Consider the following 16,959-nt stretch of genomic DNA (forward strand, 5'->3'; position numbering starts at 1 on the left):
CGACACGACGCTCGGCCGGGGTCCGGTTCCATTCCAATAAGAACAATCCGAGGGAGTAATATGCAAGCTCAATCAACGAGTTCGGCGACGCACGTCCCTACCCAGGGCATCGATGCGGTCGAAGCGGCGCGCTCAGGCGTATCCTGGGGCGCGATCCTGGCGGGTGCCGCGGCTGCCACCGCGCTTTCGCTCGTCCTGTACCTGCTCGGCTCCGGGCTGGGCCTGTCGGCCGCGTCGCCATGGTCCGACAATAGCGGCGTCGCCTTCGGCATCGGCGCCATCCTGTGGATTACGCTGACCCAGCTGGCGGCCTCGGCCATCGGCGGCTACATGGCCGGCCGCCTGCGCACCAAATGGACCAGCCTGCATACCGACGAAGTCTATTTCCGCGATACCGCGCACGGCTTCCTGACCTGGGCCGTGTCGACCATGCTGGCCGCGGCCCTGTTTTCCGGTGTGATCGGCACGATGACGGGGAAAGCCGTCGATGCCGGCGCCGGCGTGGCGAAGGCAACCATGGCCAGCGGCGCGGCCGCAACCGCCGCGGCGGTCAAGGACAATGGCGACAGCGCCGGTGCCAACCCGCTCGACTACTTCTCGGACATGATGCTGCGCACCGACAAGCCGGATACAACGGGCAATAGCGGCGACCTGCGCCAGGAAACCATGCGCATCCTCGCCAACAGCGTGAAAAACGGCAGCCTGGCCGCCGATGACCGCGCCTATCTCGCCAGCCGCATCGCCGCCCGTACCGGTCTCGACCAGGCCACGGCCGAAAAGCGCGTCGACGACGTCTACGCCCGTAGCGCGGCCGCCGCTGCGAAAGCCAAGGCCACGGCCAAGGACGCCGCCGATACCGCCCGCAAGGCGGCCGCCGGTACGGCGCTCTGGCTCACGGTTGCCCTGCTGATCGGCGCTTTCGTCGCCAGCTGGTGCGCCACCCTGGGCGGCAAGCTGCGCGACGGCGTAGCCCACGTGTCCCATCGTTAAATCAAGGAGGACGTATGCGTTCGATTCTTTTGTGGCTGATCGGGATTCCAATTCCCATCATCATCCTGCTCGCGATCATATTCTGAGCAGTGCGTAGAAACGACAACGCCGGCAGCGATGCCGGCGTTTTGTTTGGTGCACGTAACGCGTGGACTCCCGAGTCCACGCGTTTGCACCGTCAATATCGCCGCACCTTACTTCATCGCCGCCGTCTCGGCCTTGCGCACCGGTTCCTTCGGATGCTTCCGCAGCCTGCGCACCCCGCGATTCAGCCAGCCCTTGAAATCGTCGACATAGGTGAACACCGCCGGCACCACCAGCAAGCTGAGTAGCGTCGAGGTGATCAGGCCGCCGATCACGGCAATCGCCATCGGCGACCTGAAACTCGGGTCGCCCGACAGGCCGAGCGCCAGCGGCAGCATGCCCGCGCCCATTGCAATGGTCGTCATGACGATCGGCCGGCTGCGCTTGTGGCAGGCGTCGACCAGCGCCTCGAAGCGGGCCATGCCTGCTTCGCGCGCGAGGATCGCATAGTCGACCAGCAGGATCGAGTTCTTGGTCACGATCCCCATCAGCATGATCAGGCCGATCATGGTCGGCATCGACAGGGCGCTGCGGGTGACGAGCAGGGCGATGAAGGCACCGCCGATCGACAGCGGTAACGCGGCGAGAATCGTGATCGGCTGCATGAAGTCGTGGAACAGCAGCACCAGCACGCCGTAGATGCACAGCACGCCGATCGCCATCGCCACGCCGAAGCTGGCGAACAGCGCCTGCATTTCCTGGGCGTCGCCCAGTTCCGCGATCTGTACCGAGGCCGGCAGATTGGTAAACGCGGGCAGGGCGCGCGCTTCCTTGTTGACCTCGCCCAGCGTGCGTGCGCCCAGTTCGACGTTGAGCGTGACGTTGCGGCTGCGGTTCAGGCGGCTGATCTCGGCCGGGCCGCTTTCCATCGTGATGTCGGCGACGGTCGAGAGCAGCACAGGGCCATTCTTGCCCGGTACCGTCAGGCGGCCGATGGCATCGAGGTCGGCGCGCACGGCGTCGGGCAGCTTCACCCGGATCGGCACCTGGCGCTCGGACAGGTTCATCTTCGCCAGCGCCTGTTCGTAGTCGCCGGCGGTGGCGACGCGCACCGTTTCGCCGATGCTTGCTGCCGTCACGCCCAGGTCGGCCGCACGGGCGAAGTCGGGACGCACGATGATCTCGGGGCGCACCAGCGAGGCGCTCGAGCTGACGTTGCCGATGCCCTGCAGGCCGCGCAGCTCGCGCTCGGCGCGCTGGGCGGCAGCGGCCAGCGCCTGCGCATCTTCGCTGCGCAGCACCAGCTGCAGCTTGCCGCCGGTGTCGGCCTGGCCGACACTGAAGCGCGCGCCCGGGATACTGGACAACTGTGTCCGGATCTGGCGTTCCAGTTCGGACAGTGACTCGTCGCGGTCGCTGCGGTGCGAGGTCGTCACCGTCAGCACCGCGCGGCGCGCTTCGGCCGCGGCACCGGGCGCGAAGGCGTCGCCGCTGGAGCCGCCGCCGATCGAGCTGAAGACGCTCTTCACGCCGGGCACGCGCATCGCCGCCAGGCGCGCCTGTTCGGCCACGCCATGGGTCTGCGCCAGCGTCGAACCGGGCGGCAGCTCGACGTTGACGATGGTCTGGCCGCGGTCGGCCGCCGGCACGAAGCCGGTCGGCAGCAGCGGCACCAGGGAAATGGAGGCGGCGAAGAACAGCAGCGAGGCGATCGCCGTGATGCGGCGGTGGCGCAGGCACCACTGCATGGTCTTCATGTAGCGGCGCATGAGCGGACCGTCTTCCTCGACGTGCGGTTTCGCCGGCTTCATGATGTAGGCCGCCATCATCGGCGTCAGCAGGCGCGCCACGATCAGCGAGGCCAGGATGGCCAGCACCGCGGTCCAGCCGAACTGCTTGAAGAAGCGCCCCGGAATGCCGCCCATGAAGGCGGTCGGCAGGAACACCGCCACCAGCGAGAAGGTCGTCGCGATCACCGCCATGCCGATTTCGTCGGCCGCCTCCAGCGCCGCCTGCATCGGCGTTTTCCCCATGTGCAGGTGGCGCGCGATGTTCTCGATCTCGACGATGGCGTCGTCGACCAGCACCCCGACCACCAGCGCCAGCGACAGCAAGGTCACCATGTTGAGCGTGTAGCCGAACAGGTACTGGCCCAGGAAGGCGGGAATCACCGACAGCGGCAGGGCGGCGGCGGCCACGATGGTGGCGCGCCAGTCGCGCAGGAACCACCACACCACCAGCACCGCCAGCACCGCGCCTTCGTACAGCATCTCCATCGAAGCGTCGAAGTTTTCCTGCACCGGCTCGGCGTTGTCGACCACTTCCTTCAGCACCACGTTCGGATGCGCTTTCTGCAGTTCGGCCACGGCCGCGCGCGCGCCTTCGGCAATCTCGGTCTCGCTGGCACCGCGCGTGCGGAAGACTTCGAAGGCGACGACTTTTTTCCCGTCCTGCTCGGCCAGCGCGCGCGGCTCCGACACCGTGTCGCTCACAGTCGCGATTTCATCCAGACGCACGCGGCGGCCGTCCGGCAGCGGAATGTCCATGCGCGCCAGCTCCTGCGCGCTGGCCACCGTCGCCAGGGTCCGTACCGACTGCTCGGCGCCGCTGACGTCGCCGCGCCCGCCCGGCGCTTCCCTCTGCACGTTGCGCAGCTGGCGCGACACGTCCAGCGCCGATACGCGCAGCGCGGCCATGCGCTCATTATTGAGTTCGACCCGCACTTCGCGGTCGACGCCGCCCACGCGTTTGACGGCGCCCAGGCCGGGCACGCTGAGCAGGCGCTTGGAGACGGTATTGTCGACGAACCAGGACAGTTCCTGGTCGTCCAGGCCGTTGGCGCCCGGTTTGGCGGAGGCGGTGAAGGTGAGGATCGAGCGCCCGGCGGTGGCCGCCTTGGTCACGCTCGGCTCGCGCATCTCGGCCGGCATGTCGGCGCGCACCTGGGAGACGGCGCCGCGCACGTCGTTTTCCGCGTCCGACAGGTTCTTCTCGAGGATGAATTCGACGGTGATCGTGGCCACGCCGTCGAGCACCTTGGTATAGATGTTCTTTACGCCCTGCAGCGTGGCGACCGAATCCTCGATCTTGCGCGCGACCTCGGTCTCCAGCTGGGCCGGTGCGGCGCCATCCAGGGTGGCGGTGACGGTCACGATCGGCAGTTCGATATCGGGGAAGAACTGGACTTTATTGGCCTTGAAGGCGAGCAGGCCGGCCAGCGTCAGCAGGGCGAACAGCAGGATCGCGGGAATCGGATTGCGGATCGAGAGGGCGGAAAAATTCATGATGCCGTCCTCAGCGCGCCGCGACCTTGGCCGGTGCGGCCGGCTGCGCCTGGACGTTCTTCACCAGGTCCCCGTCGTTCAGGAAGCCGGCGCCCTCGATCACGATCTGCGCGTCCGGCGCCAGGCCCGAGACGACCTCGATGCGCTCGCCCAGGCGGCGCCCAGTGCCGATCTTCACCTGGCTCACGCGGCTGTCGGGATTGATGCGGAAGACATAACTGAAACCGTCGCGCACGGCGACTGCCTGCTGCGGCACGGTCAGCGCCTTGGAGGCGCCGAGTTCGAATTCGCCGCCCGCGAACATCCCCGCTTTCAGGGGCGCGCTGCCCGACAGGTTCGGCGGCAGGTCGACGTAGACCAGCGTGGTGCGCGTTTGCGCATCGACCGTCGGCGCGACCGTGCGCACCTTGCCCACCACCTCGCTGCCGTTCGCGCCCTTTACACGCACGCGCGCGCCGGGCTTGACGCGGCCGATATCGGACGCCGGCAGCTCGGCGCGCCATTCGAGGCGGCCCTGGCGGATCAGGCGAAAGAGTTCGGTGCCGACGCCGACCACGGCGCCGACGGTGGCGCTGCGTGCCGAGATGATGCCGCTGTCGGGCGCCACCACCTGCGTGTATTTCAGGCGCAGCTGCTGCTGGGTGAGCGTGGCCTTCGCGGCCGCCACCCGCGCCGCCGCCGTGCGCGCCGCTGTGACATACTGGGTCACCTGCTGTTCGCTCATCGCTCCGGAACTCTTCAAGGACTCGGCACGCTTGGCGTTGGCCTGGGCTTCGGCGGCGTTTGCCTGCGCTTCCTGCAGCGCGGCGCGCGCCTGCTCGACGTCGGCATTGACCGTATCGGCCGAGAACACCGCCAGCACTTCGCCCTTCTTGACGACGTCGCCCACGTTCACGCGCACTTCCAGCAGGCGCAGTCCGCCCGACTCGCTGCCGATGACCGCTTCCTGCCAGGCCGCGACGTTGCCGTTGGCGCCGAGCTTGAGCGGCAGGCTGGCCGTGCTGGGCCGCGCCGTGGTGACGGTCAACGCGGGCGTCGCCGGTGCGTTCTTCTTGTCGTCGTCCTTGCCGCAGGCGGTCAGGAACAGCGAGAGCAGGGCGGCCGAGCCGAGTAGGGCGATGCGGGGCGTGATCGATGGCATGTACATGGTCCGGTTCATAAGAGAGCAAGATGCCATACGATGACGGCAGTAGCGCAGTCTATCAAAGCGCAGGCAATGTTGAAGCAAATTCAAGAATAGCGATGCTGCGTCGCAGCGGCAAGGATTTAGAATGCTCCCTTTAAAGGAGGTGGCAATGGACGGAACTCTCTTGCTGGCCGCTTTGCTCGGCGCGCAGGCCCCACCTGCGGCTTGCGCCGACCTGTCCTGCGCAGCGCGTGCGGACAGCGCCTTGCCGGCACGCGCCGCCGCCGCGCCGGCTCCGCAGTTGGGAACGGTCGCGCCGAACGCCCCCGTGCCCTCGTGGACAGACACGCCATCGCGCCGTGCCATGGCGGCAGCGGCGGCGCGAGACGAAAAAAACACGGATGATCAAAAAAAGATGCTGGAAGAGCAGAGCGAAGAAGCTGCACCGAAAAAGTGCAGGCAAAAGCCCCGCAAGGACTGAACGCCCTCTTGCAAAGCGGTAATGCCTCTAATATGCCTGCTTGTGGTGCAGTGCATCATGAACTGACGCGCTCAGCATAAGCCGTCAGAAAACGCCTACGAAATCAGGGGGAGTAATCCCAGCTATCCGGTAGTTTTACTGTATTGCGACGCACCATAAAGCGCGCTATAGTGAACCCGTCTCCTCCAGTTTTTCTCCGAAATTCTGGATTGCCGCCCGCTACCGCCAGGTACGCGGGCGTTTTTTTTGCCGGTGGAGAGGTCAAGCGTCCTCGCCCTGGAAGGCATGCGCGCGCCAGGTCAGGACCAGGGTGTCGCGGTAGCCATGCTCTTTCAAGGGCTGGATCGGCGTCGACTCGTGGATCACGGCGGCGTCGTCGAGCAGCAGCAGGGTCCAGGGTTCGAGCATCGTGAAGCGCTGGCCGCGCGGGCCATGGGCATCGAAGACACGCGTCTCGCCGCCCTTGATGCCGGTGCGGCCGATCAAAATGACGGCGACGAAATCGACGCCGTCGCGGTGCGCGCCTTCCGGCGTCGGGCGGCCGATGCCGTCGGCGGTATCGATGCGGAACTGGTGCGCTTCCACATACCAGGGCTTGGCCGGTTTGGCTTGCGAGCAGACCGCGCCGAGCGAGCGCACCAGCTGCTGCCAGGCCGGCTGGGCGACCGTGCCTGGGTCCATCGGCGCGAACAGGCGGTGCATGCCGCCGTGCAGGGCGTTGTACTCGACCGGCTGCCAGTGCGCGCGGTGCGGCGTCAGGCTCAAGGTCTTGCCGTCATCGATGAAGCAGGAGTGGCGCCGCCGCCGGTAGCGGCCGCCGTCCTTCAGGTAGTTGTCGAGTTCCAGGTGGTCCCAGCTCGGCACCAGCGCGTCGAGGTCGGAAAGTAGGCAGCCGGCGAGACGCGCGACGTCTTCTGGACGCAGCAGGGCATAGCCATTGCCGAGCAGGGCTTCGGCCAGGCGGGAAGGATCGGTGTAGGGCAGTTCGTTCGGTGTCATGCCCGCTAGCGTAGCAGTTTTCACAGGGGCCGGTGAAAACCGGCCCTGCTTCTATTTGTTACCTTTACCAGGTCTTGGTGAGCGTCAAACGGAAGGAGCGCGGTTCGATCGGGTGGAAGTGAATATCGTCGCGTGGCGACAACTCGCCGGCCAGTTGCGATGCATAGTAGTAGTCGATGGCCGAGTCGCGCCGGTTGGTCAGGTTAAAGCCTTCCAGTTCGAGCTGCAGGTTCTTGCCGACCTTGTAGCCGAGACGCCCGTTGAGCGTGGCGCTGCCCTGCGAGCGCACACTGTTGTCTTCGATGAGCGCACGCGGACCGAAGTAGCGCAGGCGCAGCGCGCCGGACCACGGTCCGAGCTTGTCCACGCTGAGTGCCAGCTGGCCCACGCCTTCCACGGCGCCTGGAATCCGGTCTCTGTTGCGCGAGCGCGCCCGCGCATAGGCCGCGTCGAAGTCCACGGCCAGCCATTTCAGGGGCCGCCAGTAGTTCGAGAACTCGATGCCGGTGCGGCGGCTGGCGTCGCCCGCTTCGGTCATGCCGGCATCACCGATATAGGTCAGCTCGGAGTCGAAGTCGAGGCGGTATAGCGAGACGGCCGTCTGCATCTTGGGAAGCGCTTCCGTACGCATGCCCAGTTCCATGCCGCGCGAGCGCACCAGCCCCGGCGCGCGTTCCAGCGGGTCGAGCGTCTTCGGATCGATTGCCGCCACCGTGCCGCGCGCGTCGTTGCTGTGGAAGCCGTGGCCATAGTTCAGGTAGAACTCGGTCGAGGCGAGTGGCGCCAGGATCAGGCTGAACGAGGGGCTGACTTGCGTATCGTTGGCGCGGCCGGAGTTCGCGGCCAGGTCGCTCGTCACGTCGAAGCGGTAGCGGTCCGCGCGGATGCCTGCCAGCGTGCGCACGACCTCGTTCCAGCGCGTTGCGCTTTCGATGAAGACGCCGCCGCTGGTCTCGACGATGTGGTCTTCGCGCGTGGTGGCGATGCGCTGGCGCGCACGGGTGTCGTACAGGCCGTTGAAGATGTTGTCGTTCTGGAGGCGGGCGCCGACCGTCAGGTCCGAGGCCGCCGTCTCGCCGCGGTGCAGGTGCCAGGTGTGGGCCGCATCCATGCCGCTGGTGACGCGCCGGTCGGGCTGGGCGAACTGGTCGCCGTTCACCGGGTCGTTCATGAAGTACGTGAAGTTCGAATACAGGTCGAGCTGGTTGCGGATCACGTAGGCGCTGACTTTCGATGCGGACTCCTGCCCGGTCTGGCGCCAGATGCCCGACAGGCTGTAACGGCGCGCGTTGCCGCCGTCGCTGTCGTCGATCGCGTCGAAGCGGCCCAGCGTCCCGTCTTCCACCGCGCGCAGGGGGATCTGGTCGGTCGCGTTCCACTTGCCCCGGTAGGCCATGGCGGTGACGCTCCAGCCGTTGTTGGCATAGCCGCGGCTGTAGCGCAGCATGCCGTTGCGCTTGCGGTAGTCGTCGGGGCGGGTCCACGGTCCCTCGTTGTCCATCGCTTCCAGCGCGTAGAGCAGGGTGCCTCCCAACAGATCGGGCGAGCCGGCGATCATGGCGCGTTTGAAACCGTCCTGGCCCAGCGTGACGCTGGCGATGTCTTTCGCCAGGCGGTTCGCATAGCTGATCTCCGCGCTGCCGGCCGAGGCGAAGTCGCTGTCGCGCGCCGAATACGGGCCTTTGCGGTAGTCCAGGCGGCCGACCAGTTCCGGGATCAGGAAGTTGACGTCGGTCCAGCCCTGGCCGTGCGCATGGCTGCGCTGGTTGACGGGCATGCCGTCGACCCAGGTGGCGAGGTCGGTGCCGTGGTCGAGATTGAAGCCGCGCAGGTAGAACTGGTTGGCCTTGCCCTCCCCGCTGTGCTGGCTGGCGATCAGGCCGGGCATGGCTTCCAGCATTTCGCCGGGGCGGTAGGACGGCCGCGCGGCCAATTCCTTCTGGCCGACGCTGCCGGCATTGGCCGAATCGGCGATCCCGAGCTGGGACAGGCGCGAGCCTTCGACCAGCACGCGCTGCAGGACGAGGTCGTCGGCGAGGACGGGCGAAGAGACGAAGAGCGCGGCCAGTGCGCAGGGAAGCGGGCGAAGAATGGGCATCTCTTGATCAGCGCGTCGGCTGCTCCTGGTGATTGCGATCGAAAGTCAGCGTGCGTACGACATTGCCTTCATTGAGGTTAACCGTGTTGACCTGCTCAGCAATGAAGTCTATCAATACCGTGTCATGGATGGCGCCCGCCTTCCACAGCGGGGTCTGTTCGATTTCCTGGAACACGGTCACCTTCTCGGCGTCGGCCGTCATGCCGACCCAGCGCAGGTTCAGCTTCGCCTTGTCCTGTCCGGCGATCCAGAAGCGGTTCTCGACATACTTGCGCAGCGCATCCTGGTCTTCCTCGTCGTTCAGGTCGAACTGGCGCCCGTACAGGTTGGCCAGCAAGGCCTCGATGTCGTGCGCCATGTAGGTGTGGACGATCTCGGTATTGCCGGTGCGGGCATTGAAGGAGACGTCGGTCATCCCCGCATGGAAGCGGTGCGCGGATGCCGCCGCGCTGGCCAGCAGCAGCGCGGCGGCAAAGAGGGTTTTCAAACGACGCATCATGGCGAGACCTTCGTTTCCGCATCAGGCTTCTTCAACGGTGCATTAAAGTCCTTCATCATGTCGTTTTGCGGACGCTGGGTCTTGAACAGCTCCAGGCGCGACGGCGTCAGCTTGCGCGGCCAGGCGTTGTTGTCGACGTTGATGTCCGCCGTTTCCCAGAACGGATCCTGGACCAGGCCCGTCATCGGCTCGTCGGTGACGATCAGCTTCGTGATCTTCTTCGGCGAGTAACGCCACACTTCGGCCGGGATGCGCTCGATGGTTTTCTTGCCGCTGGCGAGCTGGATCTCCAGCACCAGCGGCGTCACCAGGCCGCCGACGTTGGTGAAGTCCACCAGATACAGGTGCTTGCCGGAAGAGAGCAGGGCCTTTTCCCAGTCTTCCAGCTTTTCCTGCGACTCGTTGAACTTGTTGCGGTCGGCATTCGTGACCGTGAAGTCGTCATGCTCGTTATAAAAATCCTTCAGCTCGGGATGCGCGTCGACGCGGCGCGGCGTGCCCTTGTTGCGCTGCTCGGTGAGCGACATCGGCTCGGCATCGCGCAGCTTCTTGCGCCACGCCTTTTCGATCTCCGGATCCTGGGTGCTGACCGTGTACTCGCTGATGCCGTCCACGCTGACGTCGACCGCGTCGGTCGTGTAGAACCAGCCGCGCCAGAACCAGTCGAGGTCCGTGCCGGAGGCGTCCTCCATGGTGCGGAACAGGTCCGCCGGGGTCGGGCGCTTGAACTTCCAGCGGCGGCCGTATTCCTTGAACGCGAAGTCGAACAGTTCGCGGCCCAGCACCGTCTCGCGCAGGATGTTCAGGGCGGTGGCCGGTTTGCCGTAGGCGTTCGGGCCGCGCTGCAGGACCGACTCCGAGTTGGTCATGATCGGCGTCTGGTTCTTGCTGCGCATGTAGTCAGTGATGTCGCGCGCTTCGCCGCGGCGCGACGGATAGTTCTCTTCCCAGGCTTCCTCGGCCAGGAACTGCAGGAAGGAATTCAGGCCCTCGTCCATCCAGGTCCACTGGCGCTCGTCCGAGTTGACGATCATCGGATAGTAGTTGTGGCCGACCTCGTGGATGATCACGCTGATCAGGCCATACTTGGTCGCCTTCGAATAGGTCAGCTCTCCGGTTTTTTTATCTTTCGTCGGACGGCCGCCGTTGAACGAGATCATCGGGTATTCCATGCCGCCGACCGGGCCGTTCACCGAGATCGCGGTCGGATACGGGTAGTCGAAGGAGTATTTGCTGTACTGCTCGATGGTGTGGATCACGGCCTGGGTCGAGTACTTCTCCCACAGCGGATTGCCTTCCTTCGGATAGTAGGACATCGCCATGACCTTGTTGGCGCCGCTCTGGATGCCTTGCGCGTCCCAGATGAACTTGCGGCTCGAGGCGAAGGCGAAATCGCGCACGTTCTTCGCCTTGTAGCGCCAGGTTTTGGTGCCGCTCGCGCGGTCTTTCTCGTTGGCCTCGGCCTCCGCCTGGGTGACGATGAGGACCGGCTTGCCGGCGGTACGCGCACGCGCCAGGCGTTCGCGCTGGGCGGCGCTCAGGACCTCGTTCGGATTCTGCAGTTCGCCGGTGGAGGCGACGATGTGGTCGGCCGGGACCGTGAGCTCGACCTCGTAGTCGCCGAATTCCAGCGTGAATTCGCCGTCGCCCAGGTACTGCTTGTTCTGCCAGCCGGCGATGTCGTAGTAGGCCGCCATGCGCGGGAACCACTGGGCGACTTCGAAGATGTCGTTCTTGTTTTCTTTATCGAAACGCTCGTAGCCGGTGCGGCGGCCGACGATGTTCGCTTCGGGAATATTGAAGCGCCATTCGAGTGCGAACGAGAAGCGCGCGCCCGGCTTCAGGGGCTGGGGCAGGTCGATGCGCATCATCGTCTTGTTGACGACATAGTGCAGCGCACCGCCACCAGAGGCCTTCACGTTCGCCACCTGGATGCCGCCGTCGAAGGCGCGGCTGTCGAAATTGGCGCGCAGCGCGTCGAACTTCACGCCCTCTGGACCGGTCTTCTGCCAGGCCTCGCGCGAGGGCAGGGTCGAGATGTTGCGGTTGTCCGAATCGGGGCGGAACATGTTCTGGTCCAGCTGCACCCACAGGTAATGCAGGGTGTCGGGCGAGTTGTTGTAATAGGTGATGGTGCCCGCGCCCGTGATCGCGCGCCTGGCTTCGTCGAGCCGCGCGCGCAGCTTGTAGTCGGCGCGCTGCTGCCAGTAGGCGTGGCCCGGCGCGCCCGAGGCGGTGCGGGTCGTGGACGGCGTCGGCAGTAGCTCGTCGAGCTGGCGGAACTTGTCGTCGAATTGGTCGGCGGCGTGGGCGCCGGTGGACAGGGCCAGGGTCAGTGCGGCGAGGCGGGCGAGGTGCTTCATTTTGATGTTTCTATGATCTGTTCTGAAAAACGAAACCGGCAGCCGCGCTTTTGACGCAGCTACCGGCTGGACGTAGGGTGGGCACTCTGTGCCCACGCGGTATGGCTGTTCGAACTGTGATACCGCGTGGGCATGGAATGCCCACCCTACAAGGTCTTATTGCACCTTCGGCACCGTGTCCTTCTTCGGTTCCTCGGCCGTCGCCGCCTTCTCTTCCTTGGTCTTCAACTTGGCATTGAAGTCTTTCATCATGTCATTGCCCTGACCACGTTCGGACTTGAACAGCTCCAGGCGCGAAGGGGTCGCCTTGCGCGGCCAGGCGTTGTTGCTCTGGTCGATGTCGGCGGTTTCCCAGAATGGATCCTGGACCAGGCTCGTCATCGGCTCGTCGGTGACGATCAGTTTCGTGATCTTCTTCGGCGAGTAGCGCCACACTTCGGCCGGGATACGCTCGATGTACTTCTTGCCGCTGGCGAGCTGGATCTCCAGTACCAGCGGGGTGACGAGGCCACCGACGTTGGTGAAGTCCACCAGGTACAGGTGCTTGCCCGATGCAAGCAGGGCCTTTTCCCAGTCTTCCAGCTTTTCCTGGGACTCGTTGAACTTGTTGCGGTCGGCATTCGTGACGGTGAAGTCGTCGTGCTCGTTATAAAAATCCTTGAGCTCGGGATGCGCGTCGACGCGGCGCGGCATGCCCTTGTTGCGCTGGTCGGTCAGCGACATCGGCTCGGCGTCCTTGAGCTTCTTGCGCCATGCCTTTTCGATTTCCGGATTCTGGGTGCTGACGGTGTACTCGCTGATGCCGTCGATGCTCACGTCCACCGGGTCGGTGGTGTAGAACCAGCCGCGCCAGAACCAGTCGAGGTCCGTGCCCGAGGCGTCTTCCATGGTGCGGAAGAAGTCGGCCGGCGTCGGGCGCTTGAACTTCCAGCGCTGCGCGTATTCACGGAAGGCGAAGTCGAACAGTTCGCGGCCCAGCACCGTCTCGCGCAGCACGGTCAGCGCGGCGGCCGGCTTGGCGTAGGCGTTGTTGCCGAACTGGAGGAGCGATTCCGAGTTGGTCATGATCGGCACCTGGTTACGGCTCTTCATGTAGTCGGTGATCAGGCGCGGTTCGCCGCGCATTTCCGGCCATTGCTCTTCCCAGGCTTCCTGGGCCAGGGTCTGCACGAAGGAGTTCAGGCCCTCGTCCATCCAGGTCCACTGGCGCTCGTCCGAGTTGACGATCATCGGGAAGTAGTTGTGGCCGACCTCGTGGATGATCACGCCGATCAGGCCATACTTGGTGCGCTTGCCGTAGGTCAGTTCGCCGGTCTTCTTGTCCTTGGTCGGACGCGGGCCGTTAAACGAGATCATCGGGTATTCCATGCCGCCCACCGGGCCGTTCACCGAGATGGCGGTCGGGTACGGATAGTCGAAGGAATACTTGTTGTACTGTTCGATGGTGTGGACCACGGCCTGGGTCGAGTACTTCTCCCACAGCGGGTTGCCTTCCTTCGGATAGTAGGACATGGCCATCACGTCGGTGTCGCCGCTCTTGATGCCTTGCGCGTCCCAGATGAACTTGCGGCTCGAGGCGAACGCGAAGTCGCGCACGTTCTTCGCCTTAAAGTGCCAGGTTTTATTCGTGGTGGCGCGGGTCTTCTCGGCCGCTTCGGCCTCGGCCTGGGTGACGATGATCACCGGCGTCTTCGCATTCTTCGCTTTCGCCAGGCGGTCGCGCTGGGCCGAAGTCAGGACGGAGCCGGGATTTTGCAGCACGCCGGTCGAGGCGACGATGTGATCGGACGGGACCGTGATCTCGACGTCGTAGTCGCCGAACTCCAGCGTGAATTCGCCGGCGCCCAGGAACTGCTTGTGCTGCCAGCCATAGACGTCGTAGTAGGCCGCCATGCGCGGGAACCACTGGGCGATCTCGAACAGGTCGTTCTTGTCGTCGAATTTTTCAAAGCCCGAGCGGCCGCCGAGCACCTTCTGCTCGTTGATCTTGTAGTTCCACTCGACCTCGAAACTGAAGCGCTGGCCCGGTTTCAGGGGCTGCGGCAGGTCGATGCGCATCATCGTGCGGTTGATGACGTAGGCCAGCTTGCGTCCGCCCGAATTGACCTTGGTGATGTTGAAGCCGCCGTCGAAGGTCAGGCCTTCGAAGGTCGTGCGCAGGGCGTCGAACTTCATGCCTTCTTCCGGGCTGCGCGGCTTGGCCCAGGCCTCGCGCGAGACGGAGGTCGCCGACATGCGCGCGTCCGAATTCGGCTTGTAGATGTTCTGGTCGAGTTGCAGCCAGAGGTAATTGAGGGTATCCGGGGAATTGTTGTGGTACGTGATCGTCTCGGCGCCGCGGATCGCACGGTTCGCTTCGTCGAGCGTGGCGCGGATCGTGTAGTCCGCGCGCTGCTGCCAGTAGGCATGGCCGGGTGCACCGGAAGCGGTGCGGATGGTGGACGCCGTCGGCAGCAGCTCGTCGAGCTGGCGGAACTTGTCGTCGAATGGCTCGGCCGCGAAAGCGGACGCGCCGAGGCACAGCGCGGCCAAGGCGATTGGCAAACGGATCATGTTTCCCCTGTTTTTATGATGGATTTAGGAAAAAGTATTCTAAGCGTATCTTTCAAGCAAGCTTGGCGTGGATTTGTAAAAAACCTGATACATGGACGCATATGCAACATGAATCAGCCGGCCCGCTTGAAAGGCACGTCGAAGGATCCGGACTGCAGGCGTCCGTTCGCGCACTGGCCCGGGCACTGGCTCAGGCCAGCAGTTTCAGGTCGAGCGCCCGTTCGGCCAGCCACACCATGGCGAGCAACGCGATCAGGGCCGAGCCGCCGCCCAGCACCACGCGCCGGTAGAACAGGCCGCGCCGCAAGGTGTGCGCCAGCGGCAGGAAGGCGGCGACGATCGCCAGCTGCCCGAGTTCGACGCCGACGTTGAATCCGACCAGCGAGACCACCAGCGCCTCCTGCGGCAGTCCGAGGTCGGCCAGCACGCTGGCAAAGCCGAAGCCGTGGATCAGGCCGAAGGCGAAAGCGACCGCCGCGCGCCAGCGGTGCACCAGCGGCCACAGGTTGTTCAGGGCCGCGAGGACGACCGAGGCCGCGATCGCCGATTCGACCAGGCGCGAAGGCAGGCTGAGCGCGCCGAGCGCCGCCAGGGTCAGGGTCAGCGAATGGGCCAGCGTGAAGGCGGTCACGATCCTGACCACGTCGAGCACGGAGGCCTTCAGGGTCTCGCGCTCCTGCCAGCGCCCCCCCTGGCGCACCAGGACCGCCGGCAGCAGCAGCGAGACCAGGAACAGGATGTGGTCGAAGCCGATCCAGATGTGCCAGACGCCGTGGCGCACGTAGTCGCTGAACTGGCGCCAGCGCGAGGGTGCCGCCAGCTGCAGCACCTGGCTCGATGCGTCGGGCGCGAAGATGGCCGTGCTCGTCGTGGCGCCGCGGGTCAGGCGCAACAGGCCCTTGTGCTGCGGGTCGATGTCGAACAGCAGGCCGTATTCGACGCCCAGCGCCTTGACCGGCGCCGCACAGCTGCCTTGCAGGCGCAGCACCGCGTAGGCGCCGTCGGTATGGGTGTCGACCAGGTGCTGCGTCACGCGCAGCGGACAGGCGACGCCGTCGCTGGACAGGTGCAGGCGCGCCAGCGCGTAGGCGGCGATCGCCTCGTGGCGCGCGCGCACTTCGTCCCAGGTGATGGCGGCGTCGCCATTGGCGTCGAGCCCGACGGCCATCTCGAGGTCGCGCAGGGCGATGTCCCACTGGCCCTCGATGCGTTCGTCCTGCACGGCCAGGCTGAGGTAACTGTCGCTGGCCTTGTGCGCCTGCGCGGGCAGGGTCCAGGCCAGCAGCAGCATGACCGATATCAGCCAGCGCGCGATCATGCCGCGCTCCCGAGCCGGGCCAGGGCGGCGGCGAGGCTGGCGTCTTCGATGCGGCTGTTCTTGATCCATGCGCGCACCAGCGCCCGTGCTTCGCCGTCGCCGCTGGCCAGGGCCGCCTGGGCCAGGATGCGCAGGTCGGCGGGCTCTTTTTGCACCGCCCAGTTCAGCTTTGCCAGGCGCACGGCGGCCGCCGCGTCGCCGCGCAGGTCCAGCTCGAAGCGCGCCTGCTCGCGCTGGTGGACGCTGTCGCGGCGGCGCATGGCGGCGTCGAAACGGGCTGCCAGCTCGGCCGTCGCGCGGGCGGCGTCGGGCCGGCCCGCGGTCTTGAGGGCGATGGCGTAGCGCAGCAGCAGGGCATCGGCCTGGGTCTTGTCCTTGAGGAGCGCGATGACCTCGGGCGAGCGGCCGCGCTCGAGCAGGAAATCGGCATACGCGCCCAGCAGGTAGCTGTCTTGCGGATCGAGGGCGAGCGCTTCGCGGTAATGTGCCTCGGCCGCGTCGAGGCGGCCCAGGCGCGCCGCCATCTCGCCGAGCAGCGTTGCCACCCAGGCACGCAGTGCGGCCGGGCTGTCGGCGCGGGCAACATAGGTCTGGCGCAGGCGTTCGTAGCTTGCCCCAGCCTGGCCGCTGACGCTGCCGACGTTGGCCAGGCAGGCCTGCACCACCAGCTCGGGCGCGCGCGAATACAGGCGCATGCAGCTGGTGCGCGCCCCTGCGAAATCGCCCGTGATCAGCTGCACCGTGGCGCGCGTCAGCCAGGCCTGGGCATTGCCGCTGTCGCGCTTGAGGACGGTGTCGAGATCGGCCAGTGCCGGACCGAACTGGTGGGTGCTCTGGCGCAGGGTCGCGCGCAGCACCAGCACCGATGAAGGGGGCTGCGCCTGGTTCCACCATGGCGCCAGCGCCGCCTGGGCATAGCCGAGATAGCGCGGATCGCCGTCGCGCCGGCTTTGTTCGATGTAGCGCTGGGCCAGCGTGGTCGCCAGGCCCAGCTTGTGCGGATCGGCGGCGAGTGCCGTGCGCAGGCCTTGCAGCTGGCGCCGCGCGGGATCGAGGCCGCCCGGCAGGCGTTCGAGCACCTCGGCGCCGCTGGCCGGGATATGAGGCGCCGCGCCGGCGCTGGCGGCGGCAACTGCGCAGGCGAGTGAAACGATGATCTTGCCGAGCATGCGTACTCCGAAAAGAAATGCGCGGAACGGCCAAGCCGTTCCGCGCAGAGAACAC

The 16,959-nt window shown here is 65.8% G+C and carries 11 protein-coding genes; 2 read left to right on the forward strand and 9 right to left on the reverse strand.

What is annotated here, in order from left to right; translation table 11 throughout:
- Positions 1-60 precede the first annotated feature (60 nt).
- Positions 61-990 (forward strand): hypothetical protein, encoded by a 930-nt coding sequence (locus tag C2862_RS04235; protein WP_229467285.1) that lies wholly within the window; start codon positions 61-63, stop codon positions 988-990.
- Between the two features lie 194 nt (positions 991-1,184).
- On the opposite strand, the gene C2862_RS04240 is transcribed toward C2862_RS04235, so the two are convergent.
- Together C2862_RS04240 and C2862_RS04245 are read right to left on the reverse strand one after the other, a co-directional pair.
- Positions 1,185-4,298, reverse strand: coding sequence for an efflux RND transporter permease subunit (locus C2862_RS04240; protein WP_136218867.1), 3,114 nt, complete (start codon positions 4,296-4,298; stop codon positions 1,185-1,187).
- A gap of 10 nt (positions 4,299-4,308) precedes the next feature.
- The gene (locus C2862_RS04245) at positions 4,309-5,445 is read right to left on the reverse strand and encodes an efflux RND transporter periplasmic adaptor subunit (RefSeq protein WP_136218868.1); all 1,137 of its coding nucleotides are present in this window, start codon (positions 5,443-5,445) and stop codon (positions 4,309-4,311) included.
- 124 nt (positions 5,446-5,569) lie between these two features.
- Here C2862_RS04245 and C2862_RS04250 point away from each other — a divergent pair, with 124 nt between their 5' ends.
- Entirely contained in the window at positions 5,570-5,905 is a 336-nt protein-coding gene (locus tag C2862_RS04250) for a hypothetical protein (protein WP_136218869.1), read from the forward strand.
- A 261-nt stretch (positions 5,906-6,166) separates the two neighbouring features.
- On the opposite strand, the gene C2862_RS04255 is transcribed toward C2862_RS04250, so the two are convergent.
- The 7 genes from C2862_RS04255 to C2862_RS04285 all read right to left on the reverse strand — a co-directional run bounded on the left by C2862_RS04255 (position 6,167) and on the right by C2862_RS04285 (position 16,904).
- Positions 6,167-6,904, reverse strand: a complete 738-nt coding sequence (locus C2862_RS04255) for a 2OG-Fe dioxygenase family protein (protein WP_136218870.1) — start codon at positions 6,902-6,904, stop codon at positions 6,167-6,169.
- Between the two features lie 64 nt (positions 6,905-6,968).
- Positions 6,969-9,002 (reverse strand): TonB-dependent receptor, encoded by a 2,034-nt coding sequence (locus C2862_RS04260; protein WP_136218871.1) that lies wholly within the window; start codon positions 9,000-9,002, stop codon positions 6,969-6,971.
- A 7-nt stretch (positions 9,003-9,009) separates the two neighbouring features.
- A complete protein-coding gene (locus tag C2862_RS04265) occupies positions 9,010-9,501 on the reverse strand; it encodes a DUF6702 family protein (RefSeq protein WP_229467286.1) in 492 nt (163 codons plus the stop codon).
- Positions 9,498-11,864, reverse strand: a complete 2,367-nt coding sequence (locus tag C2862_RS04270) for a M1 family metallopeptidase (protein ID WP_136218872.1) — start codon at positions 11,862-11,864, stop codon at positions 9,498-9,500. Before C2862_RS04270 ends, C2862_RS04265 begins: the two co-directional genes overlap by 4 nt.
- A gap of 156 nt (positions 11,865-12,020) precedes the next feature.
- A complete protein-coding gene (locus tag C2862_RS04275) occupies positions 12,021-14,417 on the reverse strand; it encodes a M1 family metallopeptidase (RefSeq protein ID WP_136218873.1) in 2,397 nt (798 codons plus the stop codon).
- 190 nt (positions 14,418-14,607) lie between these two features.
- Positions 14,608-15,735: a HupE/UreJ family protein gene (locus C2862_RS04280; protein ID WP_136218874.1), complete on the reverse strand. Its 1,128-nt coding sequence runs from the start codon at positions 15,733-15,735 to the stop codon at positions 14,608-14,610.
- Positions 15,732-16,904 carry a tetratricopeptide repeat protein gene (locus C2862_RS04285; protein ID WP_136218875.1) on the reverse strand — a complete coding sequence of 391 codons (1,173 nt, stop codon included), beginning with the start codon at positions 16,902-16,904 and terminating at the stop codon, positions 15,732-15,734. Before C2862_RS04285 ends, C2862_RS04280 begins: the two co-directional genes overlap by 4 nt.
- Between the last annotated feature and the right edge of the window lie 55 nt (positions 16,905-16,959).

Source organism: Massilia sp. Mn16-1_5, from assembly GCF_004798585.1.
GTDB lineage: Bacteria > Pseudomonadota > Gammaproteobacteria > Burkholderiales > Burkholderiaceae_D > Telluria.